At 41.0% G+C, this 21696-nt stretch carries 19 protein-coding genes; 12 read left to right on the forward strand and 7 right to left on the reverse strand.

Annotated features, from left to right (window positions below; genetic code table 11):
• Positions 1–364: 364 nt before the first annotated feature.
• The 5 genes from FSB73_RS27230 to purN form a co-directional block, all read right to left on the reverse strand.
• On the reverse strand, positions 365–883 hold the full coding sequence (locus FSB73_RS27230; RefSeq protein WP_317132846.1) for a rhodanese-like domain-containing protein: 519 nt from the start codon (positions 881–883) through the stop codon (positions 365–367).
• A gap of 14 nt (positions 884–897) precedes the next feature.
• Positions 898–1845 carry an MBL fold metallo-hydrolase gene (locus FSB73_RS10045; protein WP_317132847.1) on the reverse strand — a complete coding sequence of 316 codons (948 nt, stop codon included), beginning with the start codon at positions 1843–1845 and terminating at the stop codon, positions 898–900.
• Between the two features lie 86 nt (positions 1846–1931).
• On the reverse strand, positions 1932–2273 hold the full coding sequence (locus FSB73_RS10050; protein WP_146781488.1) for an ArsR/SmtB family transcription factor: 342 nt from the start codon (positions 2271–2273) through the stop codon (positions 1932–1934).
• Between the two features lie 109 nt (positions 2274–2382).
• A complete protein-coding gene (gene tsaB / locus FSB73_RS10055; protein WP_146781491.1) occupies positions 2383–3078 on the reverse strand; it encodes a tRNA (adenosine(37)-N6)-threonylcarbamoyltransferase complex dimerization subunit type 1 TsaB in 696 nt (231 codons plus the stop codon).
• A 290-nt stretch (positions 3079–3368) separates the two neighbouring features.
• Complete coding sequence (gene purN / locus FSB73_RS10060; RefSeq protein WP_262712564.1) at positions 3369–3950, reverse strand: phosphoribosylglycinamide formyltransferase; 582 nt, start codon at positions 3948–3950, stop codon at positions 3369–3371.
• Positions 3951–4219: 269 nt separating this feature from the next.
• Between purN and FSB73_RS10065 the strand changes: the two genes are divergently transcribed.
• The 12 genes from FSB73_RS10065 to FSB73_RS10120 all read left to right on the forward strand — a co-directional run bounded on the left by FSB73_RS10065 (position 4220) and on the right by FSB73_RS10120 (position 19032).
• Positions 4220–5479 (forward strand): c-type cytochrome, encoded by a 1260-nt coding sequence (locus FSB73_RS10065; protein ID WP_146781495.1) that lies wholly within the window; start codon positions 4220–4222, stop codon positions 5477–5479.
• A 60-nt stretch (positions 5480–5539) separates the two neighbouring features.
• A complete protein-coding gene (locus FSB73_RS10070) occupies positions 5540–8665 on the forward strand; it encodes a TAT-variant-translocated molybdopterin oxidoreductase (protein WP_146781497.1) in 3126 nt (1041 codons plus the stop codon).
• A 44-nt stretch (positions 8666–8709) separates the two neighbouring features.
• A complete protein-coding gene (gene nrfD / locus FSB73_RS10075; protein WP_146781500.1) occupies positions 8710–10152 on the forward strand; it encodes an NrfD/PsrC family molybdoenzyme membrane anchor subunit in 1443 nt (480 codons plus the stop codon).
• A gap of 100 nt (positions 10153–10252) precedes the next feature.
• Positions 10253–10843 (forward strand): DUF3341 domain-containing protein, encoded by a 591-nt coding sequence (locus tag FSB73_RS10080; protein ID WP_146781502.1) that lies wholly within the window; start codon positions 10253–10255, stop codon positions 10841–10843.
• A gap of 86 nt (positions 10844–10929) precedes the next feature.
• The gene (locus FSB73_RS10085) at positions 10930–11607 is read left to right on the forward strand and encodes a c-type cytochrome (protein ID WP_146781504.1); all 678 of its coding nucleotides are present in this window, start codon (positions 10930–10932) and stop codon (positions 11605–11607) included.
• An 81-nt stretch (positions 11608–11688) separates the two neighbouring features.
• The gene (locus FSB73_RS10090; RefSeq protein ID WP_146781506.1) at positions 11689–12915 is read left to right on the forward strand and encodes a quinol:cytochrome C oxidoreductase; all 1227 of its coding nucleotides are present in this window, start codon (positions 11689–11691) and stop codon (positions 12913–12915) included.
• Positions 12916–12975: 60 nt separating this feature from the next.
• A complete protein-coding gene (locus tag FSB73_RS10095) occupies positions 12976–14094 on the forward strand; it encodes a cytochrome c oxidase subunit II (RefSeq protein WP_146781508.1) in 1119 nt (372 codons plus the stop codon).
• Positions 14095–14226: 132 nt separating this feature from the next.
• Positions 14227–16101 carry a cytochrome c oxidase subunit I gene (locus FSB73_RS10100; protein ID WP_146781510.1) on the forward strand — a complete coding sequence of 625 codons (1875 nt, stop codon included), beginning with the start codon at positions 14227–14229 and terminating at the stop codon, positions 16099–16101.
• 79 nt (positions 16102–16180) lie between these two features.
• Positions 16181–17143, forward strand: coding sequence for a heme o synthase (cyoE, locus tag FSB73_RS10105; protein WP_225974682.1), 963 nt, complete (start codon positions 16181–16183; stop codon positions 17141–17143).
• Complete coding sequence (locus FSB73_RS10110) at positions 17144–17719, forward strand: cytochrome c oxidase subunit 3 (RefSeq protein WP_146781514.1); 576 nt, start codon at positions 17144–17146, stop codon at positions 17717–17719.
• Positions 17720–17789: 70 nt separating this feature from the next.
• Complete coding sequence (locus FSB73_RS10115) at positions 17790–18470, forward strand: cytochrome c oxidase subunit 3 (RefSeq protein WP_146781516.1); 681 nt, start codon at positions 17790–17792, stop codon at positions 18468–18470.
• 34 nt (positions 18471–18504) lie between these two features.
• Positions 18505–19032 carry a cytochrome C oxidase subunit IV family protein gene (locus tag FSB73_RS10120; protein WP_146781517.1) on the forward strand — a complete coding sequence of 176 codons (528 nt, stop codon included), beginning with the start codon at positions 18505–18507 and terminating at the stop codon, positions 19030–19032.
• 448 nt (positions 19033–19480) lie between these two features.
• Here the strand turns inward: FSB73_RS10120 and FSB73_RS10130 are convergent, their stop codons facing one another.
• Both FSB73_RS10130 and FSB73_RS10135 read right to left on the reverse strand, forming a co-directional pair.
• Complete coding sequence (locus tag FSB73_RS10130; protein WP_146781521.1) at positions 19481–19930, reverse strand: helix-turn-helix domain-containing protein; 450 nt, start codon at positions 19928–19930, stop codon at positions 19481–19483.
• Positions 19931–21226: 1296 nt separating this feature from the next.
• Positions 21227–21691 carry a DUF4304 domain-containing protein gene (locus FSB73_RS10135; protein WP_146781523.1) on the reverse strand — a complete coding sequence of 155 codons (465 nt, stop codon included), beginning with the start codon at positions 21689–21691 and terminating at the stop codon, positions 21227–21229.
• Between the last annotated feature and the right edge of the window lie 5 nt (positions 21692–21696).

Genomic DNA, 21696 nt, shown 5'->3' on the forward strand with positions numbered 1-21696 from the left:
CTAGTTTAAAGGGGCTTGATTGCTTATGGCAAGCGGCAATATTTAAAACTTATTAAGTCTTAGTAGTTGACAAATGGCAAACATTTGTACTTGGAGGTAAAAATAGGGTGCTCAAAATTAAAACAGGAACTATTTTGGACGCATTTTTATAGAATTTACATTTTGTTTTATTTAACACATTTGAAAATAGCGGACGGCTGTGTGTCAAGCATTAAAATGGTTAATTTACCTCATAACAACTTACCTAAAAAAGTAGGCTGCCCTTTTGATTAAGGGCAGCCTACTTTTGAAAATATATTTATGCGCTGGTTATTGTTTGTTCATCCAGAACGCAAATTTTATGTAGATGAATAAATTCGGTGGACTATTTATTTTGTAGCGCTTGTTCTGTATTAGTTGTGTCGTCCTCTTTGGCTGCTGCTTCCTGCTGCTTCAACGCTTCTTCGGTGACAGTAACCGCAACCGGGATTTTAGGTTCTTGTTCAATGGCTTTCCAGCCTCCAACGATATTACGTAGGTTATGGAAACCCTGCTTTTTTAAAATGGACGCACCAATTACACTACGATAGCCACTTTGGCAGTGCATATAAATATTATCGGTATCCTCAATGGCCGCTACCCGTATTGGATTTAGCAGCTCGGGTAGAGGTATATTAATGGCCTCAGCTACGTGCCCTTGATCAAATTCTGACTCCTTCCGGACATCAAGCACCAATAAATGTTCATCAAATGGTAAATCCATGGCTAGCTCATCGCTTTCGACGTCAATAATCATGTCTACGGGTAATCCTGCATTTTGCCAGGCTTCAAAACCACCTTCAAGATAGCCGATCATTTTGTCAAAACCGACTCTGGCCAGACGGGTCATGGCTTCGTTTTCCATACCCGGATCAGTGATCAGCAGTAATTTTTATCAAATGGTATCAGACTGCCGGCCCATTCAGCGAAACGGCCATTTAACCCAATAAAGACGGATCCGGGTACAAAACCTTGCGTGAAGACTTGGTTGTCCCGGGTATCAATGACCCAAACGTCCTCGGTTTGGATTGTATCTCTAAACGTAGTTGGTGAAAGTGGTTGTAAGGCTTTTTCCAATACATCATCTAACCCTATATAGCCCTTTTTATTGATGGCTGCATTAATAGGGAAGTAGCTGGGTGGTTCCGGCAGATCCGTGGTGACCGCTTTTATGAAAGCTGTTTTATTTTCAGCTCGCAGGGCATAATTGGTCTGTATTTGTTCCCCTATGGTGCTATAAGTAGTCGGCCCCAGGTTTTTACCGCAACTACTGCCTGCCCCGTGGGCAGGATAGACCAATACATCATCCGGTAAGGTAACGATTTTGGATTGCAGGCTATCATAAAGCATGCCTGCCAGATCTTCTTTGGTCAGCTCTGCTCCCTTTTGAGCCAGGTCCGGTCTACCTACATCCCCTACAAAGAGAGTGTCGCCTGTAAAGAGTGCATAAGGCTTGTCATGCTCATCACGCAGCAAGTAACAAGCGCTTTCCAGGGTGTGACCAGGTGTGTGTAAAACTTCAATCATGCATTTACCTAATGGAAATAGCTGGTGATCGCTGGCAACTTCCACCGCAAAATCGGCCTTGGTCTCAGGCCCATAGATAATAGGGGCGCCAGTGGCCTTTTGCAGATCCAGATGGCCACTGATGAAGTCCGCATGAAAATGCGTTTCAAAAATATATTTAATTTCAGCTTTTCGGTCACTTGCTAATTGGGTATAAGCATGTGTATCCCGCATTGGGTCAATGATGGCTGCTTGTCCATCGCTCTCGATGTAATAAGCAGCTTCACTTAGACAACCGGTATATAATTGTTGTATATACATGAAACAAATTTAGTGTTGCACACAAAGGTACAACACGACTTTAAGGACAGTACGTTAATACGAATAGAAATTCTATTGGTAACAAGTTATTTTAGCAATTCGTCTACAAAAGTGACCAATTCTGCCATTCTATTGTAATTGATCGTATAATAGATGAATTTGCCATCTCTTTGGGTGACTACCAAAGCGGCTCTTCTAAGGATTGCTAAATGTTGAGAAACGACAGATTGTTCTAACCTCAGTTTTACGTAGATCTCTGTTACAGTGATCTTTTCATTTTCCTGAATGAGTTTAATAATCTGCAGGCGGAGCTTGTGATTAATTGCGCGTAGGATTAACGCGGCCTTTTTCATTCTCAGGAAATCTATCGTGATTTCTTCTTGACTTTTTGTATCCTTGATAATGATGGTTTGCGCTGCGTTGCTCATATTATAAATAGATATTTTTAATAATCGGTTATAAATTAATGTATAAAGTTATACAATATTTACTGTTTTGCTTGAATATATATATTAAAATGACATATTTTTAACATATTTAAAGTCCCTCTTGAATTTTGGCGGTTGTATAGAATGATTTAAAATATAAAGGCTCACTATATGCCACATCTGCAAAACGTTTTTCTGCGTAATACTGCTGTGCTAATGCGTTTTGCGCGGCACTTCCTCCTGGCAATGATAAAAAGGAATAATTGCCGCGAGGACAGATTTCCTGCCATTTATCCATGCCCGAACCAAAAAAGCAGATTTGCTTGTCTCGATGTTGAAAAGGCAGTACAAATTCCTTGCCATCCAATAAATAAGCGCCGGGCGCCAATAGCTGTCCTAACTGGTGGTCATAAAGCGCTGTAAAAACTTCCATTCGCCGGGCATCTATCATAGGGGCATACAGCATATCCTGTGGATTTTTCTGCGCCAGTATGATCTTTTCCGCCATGATCTCTAGTGTATTTAATAAAATCAGCGGTTTGTTTAAGGTGAAACAGATGCCTTTGGCAGATGCCAGTCCGACTCTTAGCCCTGTATATGAACCTGGCCCTGCGCTCACAGAAATACCATCGATTTCAGATAGATGCTTGCCAGCTTTTTCTAATATGTTGTTTATCGCAGGTTGAAGGAAAGATGCGTGGGATTTTTGCTCCTTATGGGTTAATTCTGCCAGGATTTGATCTGCATCAGCCAGGCTTATGCAGGCTTCACCAACTGCAGAATCGATGTGTAACAAGAGTGCCATTATATTTGTATGTGTTATTATATGTTAAATAAAATAAAAATTATAAAACAAATATTTGTTAGTATTAAAACTATCTCTACCTTGCTCTTAGATAAACGACATAGTCTTTTTGTTTAATGATGAGATGATTTGGTTTCTTTGGCCTTCTATTCCAAGATAGAAGGCCATTTTGTTTTCTTAAACTCCTGTTTATTAATAGTTTAGATAGTGGCTTCAGCCGATTTTCTCTATACTAACCCTTGATCCCTTGACCCTTTGGCTATTTTATCCATGGGTTTGTTTGAACCAATTCAGATATTGGAAAAAAGTGCAGGATGTTCTTCAATATAATTGTCTATGACCGTTGGAAAATACTGGTGCTCTAAAATGTGTATTTTGCCAGCGAGGTCGTCGGGGGTATCGGTGGGAGCGACGGCACATTTGGCCTGAAATAAATGTTTCCCATGATCATAGGCTTCATCAACCAGGTGAATGGTGATCCCAGACTCTTTTTCTTTTGCCTGGATAACTGCTTCATGCACAAAATGGCCATACATGCCTTTACCGCCATATTTAGGTAGAAGTGCAGGGTGAATATTGATAATTCGGTTTTGGAACGCAGCAACCAGGTTGGACGGCACTTTCCATAAGAAACCCGCTAGTATAATGATATCGATATCCTTTGCTTGCAGTTCCTTTACATATATATTAGTATCAAAGAAGTTGTTTTTATCCAATATGATAGTGTCAACACCAAATTTTTCAGCCTTTTGTAGTACGCCTGCATTTTTTTTGCTGGAAAGCACCAGTTTAACAGCGACAATTGGGTGATTTTTAAAGTGCTCCATGATCTTCTCTGCATTAGAGCCTGCCCCAGAGGCGAAAATCGCCATGTTCGTTTTTTTATGCATATGACAAAGGTCTGTCAATTAGTTGAAATCAGCCAGTTATTTGTTTAAATTTAATAGCTACCTTCAAAGAAACTAAAAAATTATTGAAGACTTAATTACTTCTATAAGCCCTATGCCTATTAGGTTATAGCGATATTTTCCCTCAGAGTTATTTAAAAAAATAATGGTTGGATGTTCTTTTGTCAATTTCGTGTCATATTTTTGCGGCTGTCAGGGATATTTCTCCACATTCCAACAACTGAATTGTGAATATGATCCACTTAAGAAAAGTAACCGAGAAGGTTGGTTTAATTGTTAGTTTAATCATTTTGTTGTCGTTCGCGCATCAGGTAAAAGCGCAGGATGGCAAGGCTTTATTTACAGCAAATTGTGCTTCTTGTCACAACGTCCATAAAGATATGACGGGTCCTGCACTGGCGGGTGTTGAAGACCGTTGGCCAGACCGGGCGCATATAATTGCCTGGGTACACAACAGTTCCAAAGTCCTCGCATCCGGGGACAAGTATGCAGATGATCTGTTTGCTAAATGGAACAAGACCCCGATGACGCATTTTGAGGGTATTTTATCTGATAAAGATGTAGATGCCATTTTGGATTACATCAAGGTAGAAGAAGCCAAGAAGCCGGCAGCTGCTCCTGCAGCTACAGCCGCACAAGGTGCTGGTCAGCGTTCCGATAATACTTTGTTATATGTCGTATTAACCTGTGTATTGGCTATTGTTGCTTTTATCCTGCTTCAGGTAAACAGCAGCCTTAAAAGACTTTCCAATAAGAAAGAAGGTCATCCGGTAATCGGACCCATTCCTTTTTACAGAAACAAGAAATTTATAGCAGTTATTGCCATATTAATCTTTATTTATATTGGTTATTGGTTGGCAAGTGGCGCTATCGGGCTGGGGCGGACGCAGAATTACGAACCCAAACAGCCGATTTTCTACTCTCATAGAGTGCATGCCGGTATAAATCAGATCAACTGTCTGTATTGTCACACCAATGCACAATATAGCAGACATGCCACGATTCCTTCTGTAAATGTTTGTATGAACTGTCATATGGCCATTACAGAGTACACTGGACCAAAACTCTTTACAGCTGAAGGCAAAGAGGTTGACGGTTCTGCAGAAATCCAGAAATTATATAAATACGCTGGTTATGTACAAGGACAGCCTTGGGACGCTTCCAAAGCAAAACCCATTGAATGGGTACGCATCCATGAATTGCCTGATCACGTCTACTTCAATCACTCCCAACACGTAATGGTAGGTAAAGTACAGTGTCAGACTTGTCATGGTGATATCACCAAAATGGATGAAGTGAAACAATTTGCTCCATTAAGTATGGGATGGTGTATTAACTGTCACCGTACAACGGATGTACAGTTTAAAGACAACGGATTTTATAGCATATATCAAAAATATCACGAAGGATTGAAGAACGGAACCATTGATTCTGCAAAAGGAATCACAGTGGAAATGATTGGTGGTACTGAGTGTCAGAAATGTCACTATTAATCTGAACCATCGATTATCAAATTCAATCATATACTTTTTAAATTTTTCAAATTTCGATAAATGGCGAACAAAAAACATTGGCAAAGTTTTGGTGAGCGTGGAAATTCAAAAGCATTTCAGGACGCAAACAAAAACGAATTCCCCGAAGACTTACTTCCTTTTGAAGAAGTAGACGGCGGGTTTTTAAGCGCGCCAACGCCCAGAAGAGATTTTTTAAAATATTTAGGTTTTTCAACAGCTGCTGCGGCGCTGGCTGCCAGTTGTGAGACGCCCGTTCGTAAGGTTATTCCATTTGCCAATAAACCAGAGGATATCGTACCAGGTGTCGCCAATTACTACGCAACTACTTATGTAGAAGATGGTGATGCGATCAGTGTACTGGCTAAAGTAAGAGATGGACGCCCTATCAAGCTGGAAGGCAATGAGCTTAGTGCCGTAACTAATGGTGGTACTTCCGCTCGCCTGCAGGCTTCCGTTATTGAATTATACAATACGGCCAGGCTGCGTTTCCCCACTATTGATGGGAAAGAAGTAACTTTTGATGCCATCGATAAATCCATCAGCCAGGCAATCAGTGGCCCCGGCGTGATTCTCACGACACCGGTTACTTCTCCTACCACGCTGGAAGTAATTAATAAATTTATCGCTAAATATCCTGGCAGCCGCCATGTCACTTATAACAGTGTTTCTTATAGTGGCATGCTGGAAGCCAACGAGGCTAGCTCTAGCTACGGTAAAAAAGCCATCCCTTCTTATCATTTCGATAAAGCGAAGATCATTGTTGGTCTGGCAGCTGACTTCTTAGGTAGCTGGGTGGCGCCTGTTCAATTCTCTAAGCAGTATGCTGCTGGTCGTAAGATCAATGAGAAAGACATTAAAATGAGCAAACACTACCAGTTTGAAGGTATTTTGAGCCCGACTGGTGCAAGTGCGGATGAGCGTTTCCAGACCCGTCCTTCCGAATTAGGTCTGGTGGCAGCTGCTTTACTCAGCGCCGTAAATGGCGGTAGCGTAAGTGGCATTCAGGATGCAAAATTGAAAGCCGGTATCCAGAAAGTCGCCAAAGACTTGCTGGATAATAAAGGAGCTTCACTGGTGGTTAGCGGCAGTCAGGATAAAAATGTCCAGATTGTTGTGAATGCCATTAATGAAGCTTTAGGTTCAAACGGAACCACCATTGACTGGAGCATACTTAATAATACCCGCCAGGGCACTGACAGCGAATTCACACAGCTGTTAAGTGATATGAAAGCCGGCAGCGTTGCTACATTAGTCGTTTACAATGCCAATCCTGCCTATAGCTGGCAGAAAAGCGATGATTTTGTCAGTGCACTTAAAAAAGTCCGCACAACGATCTCATTAAATGAGAAAGCAGACGAGACGACGCAGCTTTGTAAATATGTGGTGCCTAGCAACCACTTCCTGGAAAGCTGGGGTGATGCCGAACCAAGAACAGGGCATTATAGCTTTATTCAGCCAACCATCAATCCACTGTTTAAAACCCGTCAATGGCAGGATAGCCTGTTGAAATGGGCTGGAGAACCTTCAGATTATGAAACTTTTTTGAAGACCTACTGGATGACAAAACTGGGTGGTGGCGAAACGATGTGGCTCAAAACCATTCAAAGCGGGGTAATTAACCCACCAGCTGCAGCCCCAGCGGCCGCCGCCTTTAACAGCGCAGCTGTTGCGCCGGCACTGACTGCTGTAAGCAGTAAAAAGAAAGCTGGTAAATATGAACTAGTTCTTTATCAGAAAATAGCTATTGGGGAAGGTCAGGGAGCCAGCAATCCATTTTTACAGGAAATGCCGGATCCGATCTCCAGAGCAACCTGGGACAACTATGTGATGATGTCTCCGGCAATGGCTTTGGAACTGTTGGATATTGATATCTACAGAGAAGGACGTGCGGATGAATACGAAGTACATCCGGAAAAACCCGTTGTTAAAGTAACGGCTGGCAATGTGAGCATTGAATTACCAATTTTGGTTATCCCAGGCACGCACCCTAATACCGTAGGTATTGCAGTCGGTTACGGCCGTACCGGTAAGATCGGTAAAGCAGCTGACGGATATGGCAAAAATGCCTATCCACTGGCTCAGTTATTAAATGGTGCAACTGTATTTGAGCAATACGATATTAAGATCGAGAAAACAGGGAAAAAATCTAAAGTTGCACAGATTCAGGTACATGACCGTTATGATTCCGTAATCGGCGGCAAACGTACTGAAGTGTTGAAAGTACTCAATCTCCCTGAATTCCAGGAAGATCCAAAAGAAATATTAAGAGACCGCGAAGAGGAACTTAAACCTTATGGCGGTATTGAGAATTTTGAAAAGCAGGGTACGATTTATCCATATTATGACAAACCAGGGATTCACTGGGGAATGAGCGTGGATATGAATGCCTGTAATGGTTGTGGTGCATGTGTCGTTGCCTGTAACATTGAAAACAATGTTCCTATCGTAGGTAAGGATGAAGTCGCCAGATTCCATGATATGCACTGGTTACGTATTGACCGTTATTATACAGGTGATGTTGACAATCCAAACGTTGTATTCCAGCCAATGCTCTGTCAACATTGTGATAATGCACCTTGTGAAAACGTGTGTCCGGTGAATGCCACCAACCACAGTACAGAAGGACTGAACCAGATGGCCTATAACCGTTGTATCGGTACACGTTATTGCGCCAATAACTGTCCATATAAAGTACGTCGCTTTAACTGGGCTGACTATACCGGAGCAGATTCTTTCCCTAATAACCAGGATCAGACGACTGTGGGTAAATTGGATGCAACCGTTCATGATAGAAATGAAGATCTTTCCAGAATGGTGTTGAATCCGGATGTGACTGTTCGTTCCCGTGGTGTAATGGAAAAATGTTCTTTCTGTGTGCAGCGTTTGCAGGATGGTAAGCTGAAAGCTAAAAAAGAAAGCAGACCGCTTAAATCCGGTGAGAATAATGAGTGGGATGTTAAAACCGCCTGTCAGCAGGCATGTGCCAGCGATTGTATCGTCTTTGGTAATGCCAATGACAAAAACAGTGCAATTTCTAAAGTTAGAAGAGAAAATCCACTTAGATTATTCCATTCTCTGGAACAATTACACACCATGCCAAATGTCAACTATTTTGCAAAAGTGCGTAATACAGATGTGAAGGAGCCAGAAACTCCAACAGCTTAATTAGCATTTAATAATAATTATTTATTGGTTATAAACGAAACCGAATGTCATTATTTAAATACGAATCAGAACTCAGAGAACCCTTGGTGAAGGGCAGCAAATCGTACCATCAGATTACGGAAGATCTTGTTGCACCCATTGAAGTAAAGCCGGGTAAACTATGGTACATCGGGTTTTTCATCGCCCTCTGTCTTTTGCTTTTTGGCGTGATCAGTGTCTATACCGAAGTGGTATATGGTATTGGTCAGTGGAATCTGAATAAGACCGTGGGTTGGGGCTGGGATATCACTAACTTCGTGTGGTGGGTTGGTATCGGTCACGCCGGTACATTGATCTCTGCGATCCTGTTGCTGTTCCGTCAGGGATGGCGTACTGGGGTTAACCGTGCGGCAGAAGCGATGACGATCTTTGCGGTAATGTGTGCTGGTCAGTTCCCGATTTTCCACATGGGACGCGTATGGGATGGGTTTTTTGTAATGCCTTATCCAAATACACGTGGTCCTTTATGGCCTAACTTTGACTCTCCACTGCTTTGGGACGTATTTGCGATCTCTACTTATTTTACAGTTTCTGTATTATTCTGGTATACAGGGCTTTTGCCTGATTTTGCTACGGTTCGTGACCGTGCGAAGACCAAACTTAGAAAATTATTATACGGTATCGCTTCTTTTGGATGGACAGGTTCCACCAAACACTGGCAAAGACATGAAGCCTTGTCTTTGGTTTTAGCCGGTCTGGCGACACCACTGGTACTTTCTGTACACACAATCGTATCCTTTGACTTTGCGACCTCTGTTATCCCGGGATGGCATACAACGATCTTCCCGCCTTACTTTGTTGCTGGTGCGGTGTTCTCTGGGTTTGCGATGGTAAACTCACTGCTGCTCATCGTGCGTAAGATGATGAATTTACAACAGTATATTACTATCGGGCACATTGAGGCCATGAATAAGGTAATTGTGTTGACGGGATCTATCGTAGGGGTGGCTTATCTTTCTGAACTCTTTATTGCCTGGTATAGTGGCAACCGCTATGAAGCTTATGCATTCTTCTATAGCAGAGCCGATCTTTTCAGTCCACTGGGCTGGAGTTACTGGGGGATGATTGCCTTTAACGTATTAAGCCCGCAAATCTTCTGGTTCCGTAAAATGAGACGTAACCTGTTTGTTACTTTCTTTATGAGTATCATTGTGAATATCGGTATGTGGTTTGAACGTTTTGTGATCATCGTTACCTCAATTTACAGAGACTATGTTCCATCTGCCTGGACGGTGTACTATCACCCGACCATTTGGGAAATGGGCTTCTATATTGGTACATTTGGTTTATTCTTTACTTGTTTCTTCCTGTTCTCCAAGTATTTCCCGGTTATCGCCATTGCGGAAATCAAGAGTATTGCGAAAACTTCCGGGGACAACCACAAATGGGCTGTTGCACCGGTGGAAGCAAAAGAACCTGAGGTATTTGCACATGAATATGCGCACTAATTGGGGAGACAAAGTAACGAGTAGTATATATAGTATAATATAAAAAGATTTCATTCATAGCGTGAGGGTTTAATGTACTAAGCGCTTAATTGAAAATACAATGGCAAAAAAGAAATTTGTTGTAGCGAGTTTTGATGAAGAAGCAAATCTGTTCCCTGCGGTGGAGAAAACCCGCAAGGCCGGATACAAAATTCATGACGTGTATACACCTTTCCCGATGCATGGTCTGGATCAGGTAATGGGGCTAAGAGAAACCAGTTTACATACAGCAGGTTTTATCTATGGTATCCTGGGTACTTGTACGGCACTGGGTTGTATGTCCTGGATTTTCGTATCTGACTGGCCTCAGATTTATGATGGTAAACCCCATTTTGCCTTACCAGCCTTCATTCCGATTACATTCGAGTTGACGGTACTGTTTGCAGCGGTTGGTATGGTATATACTTTTTGCTGGTTATGTCAATTGGCTCCATTTGTTAAAAAGCATATATTCCATCCAAGGCAGACTGATGACATTTTTGTACTGGCCGTTGAATGTACGCCGCAGACCGATGTAGCGGAACTGGAAAGATTCTTTGATGATAAAGGCACCGTTGGTGTTGAAATCCAGGAGGCTGAAGCCGGCTGGTGGTGGGGCCGCTTTGATAAAGAGCAGCAGATCATCAACGAAAATGCAGTGGAAGTATTATAAGCTGTGTGTGGAGTTATCGCATCGCAAATTAATTTTAAATTCTAGCCGTTATGATTCGGCTTTTTATACAGAAATCAAATATGAGGATGAAAAAATTATCTGTCATAGCACTTATTTTCATTAGCGGGGCCGCCCTGGTAAGTTGTGGTAGTGGTGTAAGACGTGATCCGGGACGTGTTTATATGCCGGATATGTTCTACAGCAGAGCATATGAGACATATGCCCAGAGAGACTCCACTCAGTTCACTGAAAATGAGGCAGAAGCTGGCCGCAAAATATTTTACAACAATCAGCCTGTTGCAGGTACTATATCAGTTGGAGAGGATTTGCCTTTCCCGCTGGCGAAAGATGCTACTGGCGATACGACCAATTATGTGGCCTCCAGAGCACTTGCTAATCCGGAAGGTCCTTTGACAGCAGATGAAACCACTGAAATTCACCGGTTGTATCTGATCAATTGTGGTATTTGCCATGGCGCTAAAATGGATGGTAATGGTCCGCTTTATAATGACGGTAACGGTCCTTTCTCGGCAGCACCAAAAAATCTGTTAGGTGATCCAATTGTCCTTAAAATGCCAGAAGGGCAGATGTTCTATTCTATTGAGTATGGTAAAGGTATGATGGGAAGCTACGCTTCTCAGCTGAGCCGTAAGCAACGTTGGCAGCTTGTTCATTATATCAAGGCCAGACAACATGAGGCAGAGGGGATTCCGGTTGATCCGGCAGATATAGCAGACACAACGGCATTAGCTGCTGCTAAATAAAAACAAAAAATAGTTTATAAGGGTTAAATAAAATAAAGCGCAGCTTTAAAAATTATAGTTAAACATTATATACGATATAAGATGGCATCAATAAAAACACAATTTGTAATTCCAGCCAAGATGAAAACCTGGTCCTTTGGACTGATAGGCGTGGGGATTCTTGCCTTTCTGATTGGTTTTTTTACCATGGGAATGAGCAGTGATCCGCAGGTGAGCGCCAACTTCTGGGGTACTATTATGTACAATGCGGTATTTTTCCTTTTGATTACCAATATCGCAATGTTCTTTATCTGTGCCCTGACCTTGGGTATGTCTGCCTGGCAGATTGCCTTTAGCAGGGTCTCTGAAGCCATTTCTGCGGCAATGCCCATTTTTGGGTTGATTGCCGGTATTTTAATGATTAGTCTGGTTGTTTCTCATTCACATATCTACCACTGGACAGATGCTGAATTGGTTAAACATGATGCAATTTTAACACATAAGCATGGCTTTTTGAATGCTCCGTTTTTTATCCTCTGGACAGTGGCCTCTATTGGTCTTTGGGCTTTACTGGGTGCCAGAATGCGTAAAATCACCTCAGAAGCGGATACAAAATATTTAGGTGCACAGGAAGGACAGAAATTTATCTGGCGCAAAACGGTGAATGCTGGTTTATTCCTAGCCTGGTTCGCTGTTACTGCCGGTTGTGTTACTCCTTGGATGTGGCTGATGAGTCTGGATCCACACTGGTACTCTACCATGTATAGCTGGTATATATTTGCCAGTAGCTTTGTAGGTGGTTTGGCACTGATTACGTTATTTGTTATATATCTTAAAAACAAAGGATATTTAGAGTTGACCAATCAGGAACACCTGCATGATCTGGGTAAATTCCTGTTTGCGTTCTCCATCTTCTGGACATATATTTGGTTTGCACAATACCTGTTAATCTGGTATGCAAACATACCGGAAGAAACCATTTATTTTAAACATCGTGTACAAGGGGAATACAAAGGGGTCTTTTTCCTGAATTTAGTTATTAACTTTGTATGTCCGATTTTGATTCTGATGTCCAGACCTGCAAAGCGTAACTATACCATGATGACCTTTATGGCTGTGTTGTTACTCTTTGGTCACTGGCTGGATTTCTACCAGATCATTATGGGTAGTATCTCAGCTAAGCATATCACGCTGGGTTGGTTGGATTTTGGAATCGCAGCACTTTTTGTAGGTATATTGATTTATACTGTGGGTAAGGCGCTGACAAAACGGCCTTTGGTACCAAAGTATCATCCGTTCCTGAAGGAAAGTATCATACACCATACCTAAATACTAAAAAGTACGCACGTCAAAATCTGATTTAGAAAAATATTTTAAGCAATATACATTATGTCAATGTTTTTTACCATCGCCGCCTTCCTCTTGATTGTGATAGTGATCTTCCAGATTGCTAAAGCAAGTGAGTATGTATCCGTGCTGAAAGGCGAAGAGCAATCCTTTAAACAGAGCAATAAGGTCAATGGTGCGCTCATGATCGTATTTTTGATTCTGGGGCTGATCGGCGTTTATTGGTGTAACAAATTACTCTACCCCAGAACTACTTTGGTTGAAGGATCGGCCAGTATCGAAGGAGAACAGGTGGATCACCTGTTTTGGATTACTTTAATCTTGACGGGTATTGTGTTCTTCGCGACCCAGATTTTACTTTTCTGGTTTGCCTTCCGGTATCAATATAAGGAAAACAAGAAAGCCTATTACTTTCCTCATAATAATACCATGGAAATCATCTGGACATCGGTCCCTACCATCGTATTACTTATTTTGATCGTTTATGGTCTACGCAGCTGGTTCCTCTTTACGGGAGATGCGCCTAAAAATGCGATGCAGGTAGAAGTTACCGGACACCAGTTTCAATGGAACTTTAGATATCCGGGAGCGGATGGTGTGTTTGGGAAAAAATACTTTAGGGATATCGACCCGGCCAACTCCAATACATTAGGATTGATCTGGAAAGATAATGGTGCGTTAAAACAAAAGGCGGATCCTGCTTGTTTTGATGATATTATCACGGGTACTTTGTATCTTGTGAAAAACAAACCGGTAGAATTACTGATCAACTCTCAGGATGTTATTCATGACGTAGGGTTGCCGCAGTTCAGGTTAAAAATGGACGCGGTGCCAGGTACACCTACCAGACTTTGGTTTACGCCTAAGTATACAACCGAGGAAATGAAAAAAATAACCGGTAACCCGAATTATACCTATGAGCTGGCCTGTGATCAGCTCTGCGGCAATGGTCACTACTCCATGCGGGCGGTGATAGAGGTGGTTACCCAGCAGGAATATGATGTGATTATGGCTAAACAGAAACCAGCATATTTTGCTGCTTTCCCAGACAAAGATCCAGCAAATCAGCAACCTGCCGCGACGGATTCAACGGCCGCTCCTGCTGCTGCTACAGCAGCAGTGCGAACGACTAGAGATACCGCAGCCCTGGCGCTCAGATAATTAGAGAGATTAAGGATAATTATATATCTATCTATATATATATATATATATAGATAGATAGATAGATAGATAGATAGATAGATATTACTATTACGTACTGATAAAGTAATTGAATTTTTTAAAGATACAATCATGAACAACGAAGCTGTAATACAGACGGGAGCTGCCGCACTTCATGTGGCAGGTGACCATGGAGAGGCGCATCACCATAAGCAATCTTTTATTACAAAATATATCTTCAGCCAGGACCATAAGACAATCGGTAAACAGTTTTTGATTACTGGTATCATTTGGGCTTGTATTGGAGGTTTTATGTCTGTTTTATTCAGGCTGCAACTGGGGTTCCCGGATACCTCTTTTCCTTGGCTTTCTACGGTGATCGGGCATTGGGCGAAAAATGGTCATATTACACCAGAAGCGTTCTATTCACTGACGACCATTCACGGTACCGTAATGATCTTCTTTGTATTGACAGGGGGCCTTTCTGGTACTTTTGCGAACTTTTTGATTCCTTTGCAGATTGGTGCACGTGATATGGCATCTCCGCTAATGAATATGTTGAGCTACTGGTTCTTCTTTACAGCCAGTGTGATTATGTTGAGCTCTTTCTTTGTTCAGACCGGTCCATTTGCTGGTGGCTGGACTGCCTATCCTCCTTTAAGTGCCCTGGGAGATGCTTCTCCCGGTTCTAAAACGGGTATGGACTTATGGTTGGCGTCGCTGATTCTGTTTGTTGTATCACAGTTACTGGCGGGTCTGAACTATATCTCTACCGTACTAAATATGCGTACCAAGGGCATGAGCATGATGCGTATGCCACTGAGTACCTGGGGGGTATTCCTGCAGGCTATTCTGGGTGTACTTTCTTTCCCAGTGTTGTTTTCTGGATTTATCCTGTTGATTTTTGATCGTCATTTTGGTACAAGTTTCTTCTTGTCAGATATTTATATTAATGGTGTTGGTGCTTTACCACATGAAGGTGGTAATGCAATTCTCTATCAACACTTATTCTGGTTCCTGGGTCACCCAGAGGTTTATATTGTCATCCTGCCCGCAATGGGGATTGCATCTGAGGTCATGTCTACCAATGGACGTAAACCGATTTTTGGGTATTCAGCCATGGTGATGTCTATGTTCGCCATTGTTGTGCTGGCCTTTTTGGTATGGGCACACCACATGTTTGTAACGGGGATGAATCCGTTCCTAGGATCGATATTTGTACTCTTAACCTTGCTTATTGCAGTGCCGTCGGCCATTAAGGTATTTAACTGGCTGACCACACTGTGGAAGGGTAATCTGCGATTTACGCCGGGAATGCTCTTTGCGATCGGCTTTGTGAGTGTCTTTATTTCTGGTGGTTTGACAGGTATTTATATGGGTAACTCTGCCATTGATATCCATATCCATGATACGTATTTCATTATTGCGCACTTCCACCTGGTAATGGGTGTGGCTGCCTTCTTTGGTATGTTCTGTGGGGTTTACCATTGGTTCCCTAAGATGTATGGCCGTCACATGAATAATACTTTAGGTTATATTCACTTTTGGATCACCCTGGTAGGTGCTTACCTGATTTTCTGGCCAATGCACTATGAAGGGTTGGCTGGTATGCCAAGAAGGTATTATGATTATAGCACCTGGGAAAGTTTCAAACAATTTGGTGAATTGAATAAATTTATCAGTATCTGTGTGATTATCACCTTTGCGGCTCAGTTCTTATTCCTGTTCAACTTCTTCCATTCTATTTTCAAAGGAAGAAAAATGACAGTAAAAAATCCGTGGAAATCAAATGCGCTGGAATGGACAACGCCTATCAAAGTGGGACACGGCAACTGGCCTGGTGAAATCCCTGAAGTACACCGTTGGCCTTATGACTATAGTAAAGACGGTCATGACTTTATCCCTCAGACAGTGCCTGTAGGAGAAGAAGACAATCCAGCCTATACTTCGGCCGCATTTACAGGTATTAAGGTAGAAGAAGAGCAGAAACGAGGTGTTAAGGCTTAGTTTACAAAATGTAAGCCCTTGAAATTGAATAATATCATGGAGACTGCCTTAAGCAGTCTCCATGCAAAAAATAAGATTTTTGAAACAGGAAAGTGTTAATGCCAATACGAATACGACTCCGAGTAAGCTAAATGTCTTGATTAAAGACTATATGACGCTTACAAAATTTACGTTGAGTTTTACGGTGGTCTTTTCCTGTGTAATTAGTTATCTTTTGTCACCCAATACGTTGGTATCCAATGTGGCAAAGATTATAGAGCTCTTTGTAGCGGGGTTACTCGTAACGGGTGCCGCCAATGCCATCAATCAGGCCGTTGAAAAGGATACGGATGCTTTGATGAAACGTACTGCAGGACGACCGGTGGCTGCAGGTAGGATCAGTCAACAAAATGCGCTGATTTTTGCCTATGTTTCCGGGATATTAGGGGTTGTGATGATGTGGTACTGCTTTAATGCGCAGTCGGCCATTATCTCTGCCTTCAGTATGTTTCTTTATGCCTATATCTACACACCGCTGAAGAAAAAAAGTTCTATTGCGGTATTGGTAGGGGCGTTTCCGGGTGCTTTTCCATGTTTGATTGGCTGGGTGGCGGGATTTGTAGCGGGTGGAGATAATAGTTGGTACGGCGGTCTTGTATTGTTTTTAATTCAATTTCTTTGGCAGTTTCCGCATTTCTGGGCAATTGCCTGGGTGGCACATGGGGATTATACCAAGGCTGGATTTAAATTACTACCTTCTGATAAAGGGCCAACGAAAAGCACTGCCATGAAAGCGGTCGTTTACGCGGCTTTGATGGTGCCTGTCGGTATGCTGGCATTTGTACCGCTGGGTGGTGGACATCCTTTGAATGATGCAGGCACGCTGGCTGGCAAGATCAGTTTTGCTATTGTGCTTATCTGCAATTTGTTTATGGTGGTACAATGCATCAGACTGTATGTAAATATGGATGTGAAGTCTGCCAGAAGGGTGATGTTCAGTAGTTATATTTATTTGCCGGTGGTACTCTTAGCATTACTGTCGGCGGTAAGCAAAACATTTTAAATGACAACCGTGAGTGTTTTAGAAAATAAAGGCAAGTTGCATCCCCATAAGTTTTTATTATGGGTTGGCATGGCAAGTATTGTCATGATGTTTGCGGGACTCACTAGTGCCTATGTTGTAAAGCGGACTTTTAGTAATTGGATGGAATTTGGTCTGCCATCAATTTTTTGGGTGTCTACTGTGGTTATTTTGGTGAGTTCTTTGACGATGCATCTGGCTTTAAAAAATTTTAAAGCACATGAGCGTAAGAAATATAAGAATCTAATTACCGTCACAATGATCTTGGGATTACTTTTTGCGGCTTTGCAATTGTACGGATTTACGCAGCTTCATGAAAGGGGCATTCAGATCTTTGGTATTGGCAGTAATGCATCCGCGTCCTTCTTGGGGATTATTGTAGGATTACATGCATTGCATGTACTGGGTGGTATTATTGCTTTAATGATCATCTTTTTTAGGGCCTATGGCACTAAAGTAAAACGTTATGATAAAACGCCTATTGAGATCGTTGCGATCTATTGGCATTTTGTAGATATATTATGGATTTATCTGTTTTTGTTCTTTAGTTTTATGTAGAACAGACAGATTAAATGAAAGAAAATTAAGAAGTATTAAAAAATAAGATAATTCATTTTTATTCTTTACTATGGCACATACAGCAGCAATACATACTGAGAAACCGAGCAAATGGAGCGGTGGTAGCAGTCCCTTTAAAGTAGAATATGGCAAATTGATGATGTGGTTCTTTTTGCTGAGTGACTCCTTTACCTTTGGTGGATTACTGATAGCTTATGGAACGACCAGGTTTGCCACCATTGGCTGGCCTGATCCAAACGTTGCTTTTAGCAAGTTTCCAGGTATCAGTAGTAGTGCGCCTTTGGCTTTTGTAAGTTTGATGACCTTTATCCTGATCATCAGCTCCGTTACCATGGTACTGGCTGTACAGGCCGGTAAGGAAATGAATAAAAAGGATGTGGTCAGATATCTGATTTTAACTATTATCGGTGGTTTGATTTTCTTGAGTTGTCAGGCCTGGGAATGGACCCACTTATACCATGAAGGTGCCTGGTGGGGTGCAAATCCTTTTGCAAATTCTAATGGTACACAGTCTACACAAAACTTTACCAACTTCTTCTTTACGATTACAGGTTTCCACGGATTCCACGTATTCTCCGGTGTGTGTATCAATGTGATCATGTTGATTATGACTTTATGTGATAAGTTTGAGCAGCGTGGGCATTATTTGATGATTGAGAAGGCTGGATTATACTGGCACTTTGTGGATCTGGTTTGGGTATTCGTATTTACCTGTTTTTATCTGGTTTAATTCAACCTATTAATTTGCTACAAATTCATTATACATGTCAAATTTAGAACAATTAGAGAGCGGCGGACACACACATGCACATGCGTTTGATTCCAAAAAAGTGAAAAGAGAAATCTGGAGGATTACTTTATACCTGTCTATTTTGACGGTGGTTGAGTTACTGCTTGGATTTTTAATGATGCCTTGGCCTGAGGAAAGTTTGAAAAGACATCTGGTGAAAGGCGTGGTGATGGCACTGATGCTTTGGAAGGCTTTTTATATTATCGGCTACTTTATGCACCTGCGTCATGAAGTCCGTAATATGATTATGGTAATCGCCATTCCTGCCCTATTATTTATCTGGTTTATTTCTGCTTTTCTGGGTGATGGTCAGTCTTATAAGAATCTAAGAGCCAGAATGGATCCCTACCATGTTGAGCGTGCACAACTGCCAATGGAGTTTCCAGCTGAAGAAGGTCATGAAGGTCATGAAGGTCATGAAACCCCGGAAGAGCATAAAATGGAAGTTCCTGCCCCGGCAGCTGCTACACCTGCTGCTGATACCACAGAGAAAGCCGAGTAGATTAGGAATGAAATAATTATAGGAAAAGTTGGCTAAACCACAATTTACGTAGGTTATTAGGAATAAAATTAATAGCCATCTGTTAGGAAGTAGCAGATGGCTTTTTTATTGGCAATACTTAAGGTATCTAGTCTCCTTAGAAATAGATACGACATCTGTAATGAACTTTTTGAAGTTAAATTGCCTTGATTTCCTGCCTAGATGGAATCTCACTAATTTCTTTTGCGATCTTCAAAGACATCTTCTAAACCGATATAGCACGCATTCATTTTAAACGATAAGTAATAATGGAAATACCGCCAGAAAGTAACGTTTGCCTGTTGCTGTAATATGTTTGGTCAATTTTAAAAATTCAGTGAAAATTCCGGAAATCTTTTTATTGGCATCTGATAGCAAATACTCATTGGAACCAGTAGTATAATCAGCTACTGTTATTGCATTTGTGCCTTTAAAATGGAAACATTGCCTCGTCGTGGCGGCCACATTTTCTAAATTTAAGCCCATGGCGCTTCAAAAAAGTGCGTACCTGTTGATCACTACGCTTTAAACCCGTCATTTCAAAGATTCGAACTCCTGCTTCAGATGACGTTAATGGCGGTGTGGCTTCTAACTCTTTAAGAATAATATCTTTATGTGCTTCAAGTTCACTCTTGTTAGTGCCATAATTATTGGCCAATAACCCCTCAAATCCAGATTCTTGGTAAGTTCTAAACCAGCGGGAAACAGAATTATAATGAAGCCCGGCAATACTGCCAATTTCCTCATTGGTTAAATCCGTAGTCAATTTAAGAAGCACAACTTCCAATCTTTTTTGAACCATTGTGCTTGGATATGAATATCGTTCGTACCTTAGCTTTTCAATATCAGCTTCGCTGATCTTGTTGGAAATAGTTTGCATTTTTTTGTTTTTTAGTCATTACAAATTTGCAACTCTTTCTTTTATTTACCAACTCACAAATTTACCCCTTGCTAGGTATAGTTGATAAATCAAGGCTGAAGTGTTTCCTGATTTTAGACCATACTGATTCATTGTCAGTATATTGCCATTATGGTCATAGCTCAGGTTGGAGACGCTATAATTCTTAATCAACAAATGGGAAATGCGCCAGGCAAAATAGCTGCCATGTGGAAAAGACTTAATAAACACAAGGACAAAATATTTTATTTCTAAAGTATCCTGATAAAAATATTCCTCCTGAGAACAACGCCGCTTACCCAAACCTTTCGCTTAACAGATTAGTAACCAGCATTGTATCAAAAAAAATTGATAATAATAATTAGAAATTGGAGCGAAATACGTATGAATTATTAGATCCAATTAGTACGTATATAAATTATAGTGATCATGAAAGCCATGAAATACAATGGGCGCGCATGGTGGCAGTGGCAATGATCATCCTATGGGATCGATATGTTATTAAGTGCTGAAATCCTTTACAGGACTATAATTTAGCAAGAAAGAGTCAAATAACAAAGAAGAGTGGTCATCATTTGGGAGGATGAATCTACCAACTCAATGCTCAAAAAATGAAAATTAGAGTACAATCCCAATTGGTAGATTTATTTGGGTTTACCAAGTAATATAGACTAAATACACTAATTATTATCCAAACTTTTTTAATGATCTTAATTGAAAATGAGTTGATTGTGTCAAAAGTTTGGATAATAATAAAGATTGGATAAGTGATGTTATCCAAACTTTTGGATAATGATGCTGAACGTGCCATAAGGAACGTGAAAGTCAATATAAAGGTCTCAGGACAATTTAAATCTGGAGACGGGGCAAAGGACTATGCCACTATTAGATCTGTTGTAAACACGACAAGAAAACACAAAGCAAAACATCCATGATGAATTGGTGCGGCTTGCTAGTACTCCTTTTAATTAATTCCATATAACTTATTCATTTTCTTCATGTGCTGGGTAAATTTGCATTGCCAGGAGTTATTGGTTTGCACGTACAACAAAATCAATCTGAGACCTGCCAATTTCTCTAATCCATAACATATAATCAGCCAGCATTTATACTAGGCAATATAGTAATTTAAATAATAGCATCTTGCCTATCATGCAGTCACCATTATCATATTTCATACACAAATTCTCGATCTAAAGTAATTACATACTCGTCATTAAATGAATTTAAGCGATTTACCACCTGAATAGTTAAATACTATAATGATGATGATTTTTATTATTCTTCTCCTTCTTCTTCTTCTTGTAAATTGAAATGTCGTTTGACAATCAAAGAAATGTCATTCAAGTGAGAGCGTTGTCTTAACTCGTTAAGCAATTCTTCTTCAATATTTATGGACTGCATTTGTGCAACTATTTTTTCGGTTATAATCACTTTCAATTCAGCTAATCTTTTTTCTTTATTTATCCCTATTTCAAAATCGAGCAAATTAGTTATTCTTTTTTGTTCGATTTTGCTTGTCGAGGCCAAACGATTCTCAACGTGCATCCTTACATTAAGCAAAGGTAGCGCCCGAATAATATATCCATAATTAATATAAAATGCATTGCTATAACTTGATCTCTGTATATTAACAATTTTAGAAAGCTGTTCTCCGTTCAATAACCAGTTATTGCCTTTGCGTTTAAAACCAAGCGGGGAAAATATTCCGTCCAGTAGTTTGATCAAATCATTTTTATTCATTTATA

The sequence above is a fragment of the Arachidicoccus ginsenosidivorans genome, from assembly GCF_007971385.1.
GTDB lineage: Bacteria > Bacteroidota > Bacteroidia > Chitinophagales > Chitinophagaceae > Arachidicoccus > Arachidicoccus ginsenosidivorans.

Bases quoted from the DNA above. Each gene is read 5' to 3' on its own strand.
- FSB73_RS10115 (WP_146781516.1), top strand. From the start codon at position 17,790: ATGGCACATACAGCAGCAATACATACTGAGAAACCGAGCAAATGGAGC.
- FSB73_RS10050 (WP_146781488.1), bottom strand. From the start codon at position 2,273: ATGAGCAACGCAGCGCAAACCATCATTATCAAGGATACAAAAAGTCAA.
- nrfD (WP_146781500.1), top strand. From the start codon at position 8,710: ATGTCATTATTTAAATACGAATCAGAACTCAGAGAACCCTTGGTGAAG.
- FSB73_RS10065 (WP_146781495.1), top strand. From the start codon at position 4,220: ATGATCCACTTAAGAAAAGTAACCGAGAAGGTTGGTTTAATTGTTAGT.
- FSB73_RS10070 (WP_146781497.1), top strand. From the start codon at position 5,540: ATGGCGAACAAAAAACATTGGCAAAGTTTTGGTGAGCGTGGAAATTCA.
- FSB73_RS10080 (WP_146781502.1), top strand. From the start codon at position 10,253: ATGGCAAAAAAGAAATTTGTTGTAGCGAGTTTTGATGAAGAAGCAAAT.
- FSB73_RS10045 (WP_317132847.1), bottom strand. From the start codon at position 1,845: ATGTATATACAACAATTATATACCGGTTGTCTAAGTGAAGCTGCTTAT.
- FSB73_RS10090 (WP_146781506.1), top strand. From the start codon at position 11,689: ATGGCATCAATAAAAACACAATTTGTAATTCCAGCCAAGATGAAAACC.
- FSB73_RS10100 (WP_146781510.1), top strand. From the start codon at position 14,227: ATGAACAACGAAGCTGTAATACAGACGGGAGCTGCCGCACTTCATGTG.
- purN (WP_262712564.1), bottom strand. From the start codon at position 3,950: ATGGCGATTTTCGCCTCTGGGGCAGGCTCTAATGCAGAGAAGATCATG.
- FSB73_RS10135 (WP_146781523.1), bottom strand. From the start codon at position 21,691: ATGAATAAAAATGATTTGATCAAACTACTGGACGGAATATTTTCCCCG.
- FSB73_RS10095 (WP_146781508.1), top strand. From the start codon at position 12,976: ATGTCAATGTTTTTTACCATCGCCGCCTTCCTCTTGATTGTGATAGTG.
- FSB73_RS10120 (WP_146781517.1), top strand. From the start codon at position 18,505: ATGTCAAATTTAGAACAATTAGAGAGCGGCGGACACACACATGCACAT.
- FSB73_RS10085 (WP_146781504.1), top strand. From the start codon at position 10,930: ATGAAAAAATTATCTGTCATAGCACTTATTTTCATTAGCGGGGCCGCC.
- FSB73_RS10130 (WP_146781521.1), bottom strand. From the start codon at position 19,930: ATGCAAACTATTTCCAACAAGATCAGCGAAGCTGATATTGAAAAGCTA.
- FSB73_RS27230 (WP_317132846.1), bottom strand. From the start codon at position 883: ATGGAAAACGAAGCCATGACCCGTCTGGCCAGAGTCGGTTTTGACAAA.
- FSB73_RS10110 (WP_146781514.1), top strand. From the start codon at position 17,144: ATGACAACCGTGAGTGTTTTAGAAAATAAAGGCAAGTTGCATCCCCAT.
- tsaB (WP_146781491.1), bottom strand. From the start codon at position 3,078: ATGGCACTCTTGTTACACATCGATTCTGCAGTTGGTGAAGCCTGCATA.